This is a genomic window from Pseudopedobacter sp. (assembly GCF_040392825.1).
Taxonomy (GTDB): domain Bacteria; phylum Bacteroidota; class Bacteroidia; order Sphingobacteriales; family Sphingobacteriaceae; genus Pseudopedobacter.
Window position 1 is genome coordinate 36,017 of record NZ_JBEBVH010000002.1, and the last position, 11,252, is coordinate 47,268.

The window sequence follows — 11,252 nt, forward strand, 5'->3', positions numbered from 1 at the left end:
TTCTTAATTGACTTTAATAAACGGAAATTAATTCACTCCAGTATGCCCTAAACCTCCTGCACCTCTAACGGTTTCGTTAAGCTCTACAGCTTCTTCCCATTCTATTGTAGCATGACTAGCAATTACCATTTGTGCAATTCTGTCCGCTGGCTGAATAGTATATTCTTCTGACGAAAGATTAACTAAAAGAACCTTCACTTCACCTCTATAATCCGCATCTATTGTACCCGGGCTGTTCAATACCGTAATCCCAAATTTATAGGCTAAACCGCTCCTGGGTCTAATTTGCGCTTCGTAACCTTCAGGTAATTCTATGAACAAACCAGTTGGAACCAATTTTCTTTCCAAAGGCCTTAAAGTGATTATTTTTTCAATGTCTGCTCTTAAATCCATGCCTGCAGAAAGATTGGTTTCGTAGTTTGGCAAAGGATTTTTGGATTTATTGATGATTTTAATTTTCATTATTTCAAAAATATCTTTTTTAGATTTTCTTTTTCAATATATAAAATTAATACTGTAAAAATGACGAATAACGCATTCCCCCAGATAATGTCTCTATTTAAAACTACAAATGAGGTATAAACCAAAATTGTCGCAACTGCAATATATAGCAAGTCTATTTTTATCCTGTATGGAATAGGATAATGTTTTTGCCCCCACAGATAGGAAAGAATCATCATCACACTATAGGCGCATAAAGAAACCCATGCTGATGCTATAAATCCATACATCGGTATGAATACGATATTAAGTACAATAGTCAAAACGGCTCCTATTCCAGAGATATACAATCCATATTTTGTCTGATCGGATAGTTTATACCATATAGACAGATTCATGTATATTCCAAGATTAAGATATCCTAAAAGAAGAATGGGCACTACATATAAACCATCCCAGAACTGCTCTCCTATAAAATATTTTAAAATGTCAATATTCGCAATCAGGCCAACATAAATCAACACCAATGCTATTATGAAATAACTCATAATCAGCGAATAAGTTTCTTTTGCGTCTTTATTTTTAGAACTGCTGAAGAAAAACGGCTCGGCACCTAACCTAAATGCCTGAATGAAGATATTCATGAATATAGCCAATTTAGTGCAGGCGCCATAAATACCGACTTGCTTATCACTAATAGACGGCGGTAACAGCTTTTCCAGAAAAATTTTGTCGCTATTTTCGTTTATGATGAAAGAAAGATTGGCAATAAGTACCGGCCAGCTGTAATGAAACATATCCCAAAGCAATCTTTTATCAACTTTGAAAGTCAATTTCATAAGTTCTGGCAAAAGCAAAGCAAAAGTCAGTATACTTGCCAACAGATTTGACCAAAATACGTAGCCTATCCAACCGGGTTTATACCAACCTGCAAACCACGTAGCCAATGGCCAATTATTTTCTATAATTAAAGGAACGACAAACAGAAAGAATAAATTAAGTCCTATAAAACTTAAAATATTCACCAGTTTTATAAATGCATATCGAAATGGCTTCCCTTCTGCCCTGATCCTGGCAAAAGGTATAACGCATAATGCATCAAAAGCTAAAATGACGATAAAATATTGAATGAAAGAGATATAATCCTGTAAAGATGTTGCTTTTCCGGACTGCATCCATTCGGCTATCGGCCGTATAAATAAAAAAGCAGTTCCTACAAATATTAAAGCTATAAATGCAATTACAAAAAAGGTATTGTTGTATACTCTTTCCTTATCTTCCTTTTTATTTATGAACCTGAAGAAAGTTGTTTCCATCCCAAAAGCCATAATAGCATTTAGAACAGAAGCCCAGGCATACATAGTTGTAAAAACCCCATACGCTTTTGGTGCATATACAGTTGTATAGATAGGAGTCAGAAAGAAATTAAGTATTCGCGAAGCGATAGTACTTAAGCCGTATATAGCCGTTTGTCCGGCGAATTTCTTTATAGAAGACAAATCTTATTTCTTTAAGACTGCAAAATTACTATAGTTTTTTATTTCTATATCTTTAATTTCAATGCTTTCTACATTAGCTTCATCGGGCCCCGACTTACACCAATCTATAAAAAAATTCAGCATCATGTCGTCACCTTCTGCTTCTATGTACACTGTTCCATCCGGTTGGTTCTTAACAATTCCTTTTATAGCCATTTGATCGGCTACTACTTTTGTTGAAGCCCTAAAAGACACTCTCTGAACTTTACCTGAAACAATAATTAAACAAGCTTTCATCTATTAAAATCAATTAAATGATAAAAGTCAAGTTTTAAGTCGAAAACAACAAGTATTAAATCAATTTCACCACCTCAGATTTGTCTGTGATGTGCCCATCTTTAAAGTTTGTAATTAAATTTAAGCCTGGTTTTTTTCCTTTCTCAATACTTCCCAACTCTCCTTCCCATCCAAAAAATTTAGCTCCGTTTAAAGTTGCCCATTGAAGCATTGTCTCAAAAGAAATTTCTGGCCTGCTGTTTTTTACAATTTTCATTTCTTCTAAAATACTCAGTGTTTTATTAGAAGCCAGGCTGTCTGTTCCCAAAGTTGCCGGGAGTTCAGATTTTGTAAAAAAGTCGAAATGGGGAAGCGTGTTTTCTATGTACAGGTTAGCACCCGGACAAAAACACCAATAAAAACCATGATCGAATCTTTTAAGCATATATACATCTTTCAGAGACGTAAAGGTATTATGAACCAACAATATGTTTTGGTTTTGCGGAAAAAGAGGTACCAAAGCCTGTAAAGTATTTTTAGACATAGCCACAAAATGGTCTATATTTATACCTAAATCTTTATAAAAATCTACAAAAGCTCCTGTTTTATATCTATACAATGCATTCTCATCGTCATTTTCCTGATTGTGTATGCTGATTAAATTCTTATGGGTCTTACAATATTTTCTGAAATTTTTGAGAAGATTCTTTGACAAGGTATAGGCTGCATGCAGTGTAATAGAAACCGACCCCGCATTAGCAAATTCAGATTTCATAGCATCTGCTTTTTCTACTAATTCATCGGCAATGTCCGGGTCAATTCCGACCATTTCTATAAATGTATGATACTTGATATTACTTTGGGCTTTTATATCTGCAGAAATAGAAGTGTTGGAAATGTCTCCCACAGCTACAATACCATTCTTCTCCATCAATTTATCTGCCTCCTTCATAGCCGTTATTATCTCCTTTTCGGAGACATTCCGCAATGCTAATACCTTTTTAATAAAGTTTGGCAGACCTTCTTTTTCTTCAATTTTCCCTTTTAAATGAGATAGTTCAAGGTGACAATGGGAATTAATAAAACCCGGTACAATTATTCCTTTATGATGTATTATACTTTTATCATTATCATCATTATAGCTGGATACAGACAATATCCTGCCTTCATCATCCGTTACTACCAAACCATTTGGTATTGGGGTTTTGCCGTCTACAGTAAAAACGTAATCTGCCGTAAATTTTTTCATTTGAAAGGATTAACTAAAATCAACAACATTTTTTTAACATTTAACTTAAGATATTGTTTAGGATAGCTACAATTATAATCCAAATATTATTCCGTAATTTTGCAAACGTATGAACACAGCGTCAACAAAGTCTGATATTCGGAGTTTTTCGCTAGAAGATTTAAGATCCAAATTTATAGAATTAAATGAAAAATCTTTTAGAGCGAATCAAATTTATGAGTGGTTATGGAAAAAATCAGCTACTTCGTTTGATGAAATGACCAATATATCAAAGAGTTTAAGGGATAAACTTAATGAGATTTTTGTCATCAATGCCGTAAAAATAAATAGCTCACAATTCAGCTCCGATAAGACTATAAAAAATAGTTTTGTACTGCATGACACGCATTTAATTGAAGGTGTTCTTATTCCTACACCAGATAGAATGACTGCGTGTGTATCTTCCCAGGTTGGATGCAGCCTTACCTGTAAATTTTGTGCTACGGGTTATATGGATAGAAAACGTAATTTAAATGCCGATGAAATTTATGATCAGGTGGTCTTGATAGATAAACAGGCTAAAGAGAATTACGGCATTCCGTTAACCAATATTGTGTATATGGGTATGGGCGAACCATTGTTAAATTATTCCAATGTGCTCAAGTCTATAGAGAAACTTACTTCGGAAGATGGCTTAAATATGGCTTCAAAACGTATTACGGTTTCTACTGCAGGTATTGCAAAAATGATTAAGAAACTTGGCGACGACAATGTAAAATTTAATCTCGCATTGTCTTTACATGCAGCCAATGATGAAAAACGTAACGAGATTATGCCAATAAATGAGCAGAACTCTTTGAAATCTTTGGCAGAAGCACTTAAATATTTTTATTCCAAAACCAAGAACCCGGTAACTTACGAATATATCGTGTTTAACAATTTTAACGATGGGATTGAGGATGCGAAAGAATTAGCAAAATTTTGTAAGCATATTCCTTGTAAAGTTAATATTATAGAATACAATCCCATTTCATTTGCGGATTTTACCAATGCCGAGGAAGATAAGATTGAGGTTTTTGCAAATTATCTAAAAAAGCAAGGCGTTACTACCAATATTAGAAGGAGCCGGGGAAAAGATATAGATGCAGCCTGTGGACAGCTTGCTGTTAAAGAAGGAGCTAAATAATATTAGCGGATTTATTCTTAACTTAAGAGAATGAATCTGTTAAATAGATACCTTTTGGATTTTAAATCTTTATTTTTCCCCAACCTTTGTAATGGTTGCAAAACCATGCTTACGACTCAGGAAAATTTGGTTTGTACGTCATGCATATACAATCTCCCTTTTACTAATTTTCATATTCACAAAGAAAATCAATTAGAAAAGACATTTTGGGGAAGAGCAAATATTCAAAGTGCATCAGCTTATCTCTATTTTAAACAGGGTGGAATTGTTCAAAATCTCATGCATCAGTTAAAATACAACAATATGCCGGAACTTGGTATTTGGTTGGGTGAAATGTATGGTAGGCAATTGGTTAAATTTTCCGATTATAGTGATTTTGATGCTTTAATCCCTGTACCTCTGCATAAAACCAAGCAAAGAAAAAGAGGTTTTAACCAAAGTGAGCAAATTGCCATAGGCCTTTCTAACATTTTAGGTATTCCGGTTATGACCGATGTTTTAAAAAGAATCAAATATGCCGACAGCCAGGTTCAAAAAAGCAGAATATCCAGATACGACAACCTTAAGGCTTCTTTTACAGCAAAAAATGAAATGAATATTAACAAAGCCATCCTAGTAGATGATACTATAACTACAGGAGCGACACTGGAAGCATGTTTTCATGCACTAAACAATGCCGAAATAGACAAAATTTCTATTATGGGAATTGCCTACACCTCTTAACTGAATTTATATTATTTTTGGTAAGTATGAGATTACTTACACTCTTTATATTTATACTGGCACTATATTGTACAGCCTGCAAGGACAACTCTTCTGTGGGAGAAAATTCCGAAGCCAGACTCTTCTTTTCAACAGATTCTGTACTTTTCGATACTATTTTTACAGATAAAGGAAGTACAACGAGGACTATTAAAGTTTTCAATTATAATAAGCATAAAATATTAATTAATGAACTGGCTTTATCCGGAGGTAACACCTCCAGCTTTAAAATAAATATCAATGGTTTAACAACGAACACTCTTAGTAACATCGAAATTGCCGGCAACGACTCTATCTATGTATTTGTTAAAGCTTTTATCGACCCTAATAGTTCAGATTCTCCTTTTCTTATAGAGGATTCGCTGTTAATGACTTATAATGGAAGAATGCAGAAACTACCTTTAGTTGCTTACGGCCAGAATGCAGTATACATGAGCGATGAAAAAATCAATACAAATATTACTTTTCAAAAAGGGAAACCTTACGTCTTTTATGGAAACAACACGGTAACCAACGGCACTGTTCTCTCATTAGATCCCGGAGTAAGAATGTTCTTTCATAAAAAAGCAAAGCTTACTATAAACGGGAGTTTGCAAGCTAATGGAAGTTTAAACGATTCGATTACTTTCGCCAGCGATAGAATGGAGAGAATTTACAGAGATGAACCGGGGCAATGGGAAGGACTTCATTTCACCAGCAGATCGAAAGATAATCATCTGAATTTCTGCATCATTAAAAATGCGCTTACAGGAATTCAGGTAGATTCTTTAAGCAGCAACAACAACACTAAGCTACTAATTACCAACTCTATTATAAAAAATCATCAGGTTGCAGGTATTATCGCAAATAACGGAGAGATTACCGGGATTAACAACCTGATCTTTAATTGTGGCCAGTTTTTATTATCCTTATCAAATGGTGGAAAATTCCAGTTTTATCAAAACACTTTTGCTGGTTACAATTTTAGCATGTCAAGGAATACTGCTGCTATTTTTATTTCTAACAGCTCGCTCTCCGGAAACAATACTTTAGATCTAAGTGCAAATTTTATTAATAATATCATTTGGGGAAATAACAGAAATGAAATTGAGTTAAAAAAAACCGAAGAGAAGCTCTTCGATGTAGAATTTAAGAGCAATCTTATTAAAACTGACACTCCAGATCAAATACAAGGAAACAATAATGTATTTAATATTGATCCTTTATTCATTAATCCAAGATATGATATCTTTCAGTTAAGTCATGAAAGTGCTTTCTTAAAATATGGGGAAAACATCAACATTCCGAAATTCAATACATTTATAATGAAAGACTTAAAAGGAATAGATAGGTTGTTTCCTTCCACTTTAGGTTGTTTTCAAAAAAATTGAAACCTTTTTGCTCTTTTATCTGTATAAATACTCGAGAGCGTTAATTTAGATTTGGACTGGCGACAACCGTTCTGGTTTTAAGCCAGTCCTTTCTCTTTTCAAGTATGTACATTTGCCATGAGCTTATCTATCTCACGTAATAACACATCTACTCTTAGTGGTTTAGATTGGTAAGAAGTAAAGCCACTATTTAAAATTTCCTCTATATCTTCTGGTAAAATTGAAGCGGTATTAGCAATAATTGGTAACTGCTTAAAGTATATATCTTCCTGAGACCTTACACGACTCACTACATCAAACCCATTCATTACTGGCATATTTACATCCAATAACACTACATCAAATTTCTTGGCAAGTATTTTTTCTAAAGCTAATGTACTATTTGTTTCAAATTCCACATTATTGAAATACTTTGATAATACTTTTCGAGATATCAAGATATTGATTTCATCATCATCAACAACAAGTACTTGTATTGAACTCTTTTCCATATTCTCCCCTTTTCTTAGTTTATACTCAGAACACTATAAATTTGTTTCAATTCTATTGAAAAACAAAAAGTCCCTGAATTTAATTCCAGGGACTTCAACCATTTATATTATAATAACTATTTACTGTACAAAGGGAACGCTTTCATTAATGCATTCACTTCCTGTTTGATCTCTTTTAAACGGTCTTCGTTTTCATAATTATTGATCACATCATCAATGAAACCAATAATTTTAACCATTTCTGTTTCTTTTAGACCACGGCTAGAGATAGCTGCAGAACCTATACGAATACCAGAAGTTACAAATGGCGATCTCTTATCAAAAGGAACCATATTTTTATTAACAGTAATGTCTGCCTTACCCAAGGCTTCCTCTGCTGCTTTACCCGTAATATTTTTATTCGATAGATCAATTAACATCAGGTGGTTATCTGTACCTCCGGAGATTAATTTATAATCACGAGCAACCAGTTCCTTGGCTAAAGTTGCAGCATTTTTCTTTACCTGAAGTACATACTCCATATACTCATCACTTAACGCTTCACCAAAAGCAACTGCTTTAGCAGCAATAATGTGCTCTAAAGGCCCGCCCTGAGTTCCAGGAAAAACTGCACTATCTAAAATTGCAGACATTTTTCTTATCTCTCCTTTTGGTGTCGTCAATCCCCAAGGATTATCAAAATCTTTCCCCATCATAATAATACCACCTCTTGGGCCTCTTAATGTTTTATGGGTAGTTGTTGTTACGATATGACAATGCGGAAGCGGATCTGCCAATAAACCTCTGGCAATTAAACCTGAAGGGTGAGAAATATCTGCTAAAACCAAAGCACCAATTTTATCTGCTACTGAGCGGATAAATACGTAATCCCAATCTCTGGAATAAGCAGAAGCACCACAAATAATTAATTTGGGTTTTTCTCTTAAAGCTACCTCTTCTAATTGTTTATAATTAATTAAACCAGTCTCTTCATCTACTCCATAAAAAAACGGTTGGTATACTTTACCAGAAAAGTTTACCGGAGAGCCATGAGTTAAGTGACCGCCATGAGACAAATCGAAACCTAAAATCTTATCACCAGGTTTTAAAACAGCTAAAAATACTGCTGTATTGGCTTGTGCTCCGGAATGTGGCTGAACATTAACCCATTCTGCGTTAAATAGCTGTTTAGCTCTTTCGATAGCAATATTTTCAATTTCATCAACAACTTCACAACCTCCATAATAACGTTTTCCCGGAAGCCCTTCTGCGTATTTATTGGTCAAAACAGAACCAGCAGCTTCCATAACCTGCTTGCTAACAAAATTTTCGGAGGCAATAAGTTCTATGCCTTGCTCCTGTCTTTGCAACTCTTCGTTGATTAAATCAAAAATAATTTCGTCCTTTTTCATGAAATTTTTTTATATATTGCTATCGTTAAATTAAAATAATCCTTTTCAGATTAAAAGTTTTTTCTAATCTTTAGGGACTTATAGCATCCGCCTTTTAAAAGACAAATTTAGAATTTTATATGGATTTTTAGATTAAAAAACTATAAATGAACAAACTGAGTTTTGTAATTGTCGGAGTTGGAAATATAGGTTCAAAATATGCCAAGATTATAAAATCTTTGCCTGATGCAGAATTGATAGCTGCTGTAGATACTGATTTTAACAAACGTAAGAATCTTATCGATTTAGTACCTTTTTTTGTTTCACTGGAAGATTTCCTTAAAAATAAAATCCCTGCAGATATCGTATGCATTTGTACTCCAAATGGCAATCATGCTCAGCAAACAATAGACTGTCTGAAAGCGGGCTATCATGTAATTTGCGAAAAACCTATTGCATTAAGCACAGATGATGTTTATAACATGATGGAAGCGGAAGAAATTTCGGGCAAAAAAGTATTTGCGGTAATGCAAAACAGATATAGCCCGGTATCTATCTGGCTAAAAAAAATACTGGAGCAGAAAAGATTGGGCGAGCTACGCTATATTCAAATTAATTGCTTCTGGAACAGAAATGAGAAATATTATGCTGAATCTCCCTGGAGAGCTACCTCCAATTTAGGTGGAGGTCCATTATATACACAGTTTAGCCATTTTATTGATTTAATGATTTGGCTATGTGGCTCACCTGTAGATATCTCTGCCGAGACGTTTAATTTAAATGATACTGTAAAAACCGAGTTTGATGATAGTGGGAACATTAAATTTAAGCTAAAAAATGGCGGCCGAGGTTTGTTTAATTTCACCAATGCATCCTGGAACACAAATATAGAGAGCAGTTTAACAATTATCGGAACGAAGGGGAATGTAAAAGTTGGAGGACAATATATGGAAAAGCTGGATTTTATACAGGTTGAAGACAAGATAGACCTGCCTGCATTTCAGGAAATATCACATGCCAATAACTATCATTTTTATAAAGGCTCAGCAGATAAACATGACGAGTTCTTAAAAAAGGTAATATCATGCATTTATGAAAATAAGAACCCGGAAATTGGTCTGAAAGATGAATTACATGTTATTGATTTTATTGAGCAATCTCTTCTTTATTTACAATCCAGAAGTTATTAAACCCTAATCCAATTTGAATATTAATCAATTGTTGTTGCAGCATTTCTAAAACAGCCAAAAAATTGTAAACAAACTGAACCTTATCTTTTGAATGCTGTACAATATTTTTAAAATCTAATCTGGCATTGATGTTTAACAACTGTGAAATAACCAGCTTTTGTTCTTCTATCGTATATGGATATTTAACTACAGTATGTTTTACTTCTTCTGAACGGATACTGTAATTTCTCATCATGCGGTGATAAACTTTCAGCAATTTGTACAAATCAAAGGTTGCAAGTTCTTCTCCAGAATTCCCCGTTTGTTCAAATCGCTTCACATCCTCCACGATATTTCCTCTTCTCTCCTTAAAAAACCTGTCTTCTTCCAGGAGCTTAAAAGTCTCCGTAACTTCTTTAAAGCGTTTGTATTCTATCAATTTCTGAATAAGGTTTTGCTTTAAATCAATTTCATTACCCTGTTCATCTACTTCCACTCGCGGCAACAACATCTTTGCTTTAATCCTCATCAAAGTCGAGGCGACAAAAATAAACTCACTGGCCAGCTCCATGTTTAATGAATTCATCTGGTGAATATATTCCAGAAAATCATCCGTAATTTTGGCAATAGGAATATTATGGATATCCAATTCGTCCCTTTCTATAAAGAAAAGGAGCAAATCGAAGGGTCCTTCGAAAACTGGTAATTTAATAGAAAAATTCTCTACCGCTTCCATTATTCAGCCGCAAATATAGATTGTTTTTATTAAGCTTAATATAGTTATCTGCAAATCATAATCTAAAACATATCACATGTTTAAGTCAGGAATTCTTTTAAATTTGTAAATTATTTTAATAGAAAACATGGAAGTAAAGGCGGGCAAGCTACTAACTCAAATCAATACGCCTTCTGATTTAAAGAAATTTAAGGAAGAAGATTTAGTCGAAATTTGCAAAGAACTTAGACAATATATTATTGATGTGGTATCTGTAAATGGTGGTCACTTTGCATCTAGCTTAGGTGTAGTAGAACTTACCGTTGCTTTACATTATGTAATGAATACGCCATACGATCGTTTAGTTTGGGACGTAGGTCATCAGGCATATGGTCATAAGATTCTAACAGGCCGCAGAAATATATTCCATACCAACAGGATATACGGAGGGATAAGTGGTTTCCCAAAAAGAGCAGAAAGCGAGTATGACACTTTTGGGGTAGGGCATTCTTCCACTTCTATTTCCGCAGCATTAGGCATGGCCGTGGCTTCACATCTGAAAGGAGAAAATGACAGACAGCATGTCGCTATCATTGGTGATGGTTCTATGACTGCCGGAATGGCCTTTGAAGCATTAAATCATGGTGGTATTGAAAAATCAAATCTGCTGGTTATCCTTAATGATAACTGTATGTCGATTGATCCAAATGTAGGGGCACTTAAAGATTATCTTACCAATATTACTACCAGCAAAACTTATAATAAA

The 11,252-nt window shown here is 34.2% G+C and carries 12 protein-coding genes; 5 read left to right on the forward strand and 7 right to left on the reverse strand.

All coding sequences use genetic code 11. The features are described 5' to 3' along the window. Nucleotides 1-27: 27 nt before the first annotated feature. From dut to ABWO41_RS00440, 4 genes are read right to left on the reverse strand one after another with little or no spacing between them, the layout of a single operon-like run. On the reverse strand, nt 28-462 hold the full coding sequence (gene dut, locus ABWO41_RS00425) for a dUTP diphosphatase (RefSeq protein ID WP_353131932.1): 435 nt from the start codon (nt 460-462) through the stop codon (nt 28-30). Next, complete coding sequence (locus ABWO41_RS00430) at nt 462-1,940, reverse strand: oligosaccharide flippase family protein (RefSeq protein WP_353131934.1); 1,479 nt, start codon at nt 1,938-1,940, stop codon at nt 462-464. Before ABWO41_RS00430 ends, dut begins: the two co-directional genes overlap by 1 nt. Nucleotides 1,941-1,943: 3 nt before the next feature. After that, complete coding sequence (locus tag ABWO41_RS00435; RefSeq protein ID WP_353131936.1) at nt 1,944-2,216, reverse strand: acylphosphatase; 273 nt, start codon at nt 2,214-2,216, stop codon at nt 1,944-1,946. A 55-nt stretch (nt 2,217-2,271) separates the two neighbouring features. After that, nucleotides 2,272-3,444 (reverse strand): amidohydrolase family protein, encoded by a 1,173-nt coding sequence (locus ABWO41_RS00440; RefSeq protein WP_353131938.1) that lies wholly within the window; start codon nt 3,442-3,444, stop codon nt 2,272-2,274. A 109-nt stretch (nt 3,445-3,553) separates the two neighbouring features. On the opposite strand from ABWO41_RS00440, the gene rlmN reads away from it, so the two are divergent. The 3 genes from rlmN (at nt 3,554) to ABWO41_RS00455 (ending at nt 6,741) form a co-directional block, all read left to right on the forward strand. After that, nucleotides 3,554-4,609, forward strand: a complete 1,056-nt coding sequence (gene rlmN / locus ABWO41_RS00445; protein ID WP_353131940.1) for a dual-specificity RNA methyltransferase RlmN — start codon at nt 3,554-3,556, stop codon at nt 4,607-4,609. A 105-nt stretch (nt 4,610-4,714) separates the two neighbouring features. Beyond that, nucleotides 4,715-5,332 (forward strand): ComF family protein, encoded by a 618-nt coding sequence (locus ABWO41_RS00450; RefSeq protein ID WP_353131942.1) that lies wholly within the window; start codon nt 4,715-4,717, stop codon nt 5,330-5,332. 26 nt (nt 5,333-5,358) lie between these two features. Then, complete coding sequence (locus ABWO41_RS00455) at nt 5,359-6,741, forward strand: hypothetical protein (RefSeq protein ID WP_353131944.1); 1,383 nt, start codon at nt 5,359-5,361, stop codon at nt 6,739-6,741. Nucleotides 6,742-6,839: 98 nt separating this feature from the next. Here ABWO41_RS00455 and ABWO41_RS00460 read toward each other — a convergent pair whose 3' ends face one another. Both ABWO41_RS00460 and glyA read right to left on the reverse strand, forming a co-directional pair. Further along, a complete protein-coding gene (locus tag ABWO41_RS00460) occupies nt 6,840-7,232 on the reverse strand; it encodes a response regulator (protein WP_353131945.1) in 393 nt (130 codons plus the stop codon). A 116-nt stretch (nt 7,233-7,348) separates the two neighbouring features. Continuing rightward, entirely contained in the window at nt 7,349-8,623 is a 1,275-nt protein-coding gene (gene glyA / locus ABWO41_RS00465; protein WP_353131947.1) for a serine hydroxymethyltransferase, read from the reverse strand. Between the two features lie 146 nt (nt 8,624-8,769). Between glyA and ABWO41_RS00470 the strand changes: the two genes are divergently transcribed. Further along, nucleotides 8,770-9,792: a Gfo/Idh/MocA family protein gene (locus tag ABWO41_RS00470; RefSeq protein WP_353131949.1), complete on the forward strand. Its 1,023-nt coding sequence runs from the start codon at nt 8,770-8,772 to the stop codon at nt 9,790-9,792. On the opposite strand, the gene ABWO41_RS00475 is transcribed toward ABWO41_RS00470, so the two are convergent. Continuing rightward, nucleotides 9,749-10,507: a segregation and condensation protein A gene (locus ABWO41_RS00475; protein ID WP_353131951.1), complete on the reverse strand. Its 759-nt coding sequence runs from the start codon at nt 10,505-10,507 to the stop codon at nt 9,749-9,751. The two genes, ABWO41_RS00470 and ABWO41_RS00475, sit on opposite strands and share 44 nt — an antisense overlap. A 127-nt stretch (nt 10,508-10,634) precedes the next feature. Here ABWO41_RS00475 and ABWO41_RS00480 point away from each other — a divergent pair. After that, on the forward strand, nt 10,635-11,252 hold a 618-nt coding region (locus tag ABWO41_RS00480), incomplete at its 3' end, for a 1-deoxy-D-xylulose-5-phosphate synthase N-terminal domain-containing protein (RefSeq protein ID WP_353131953.1).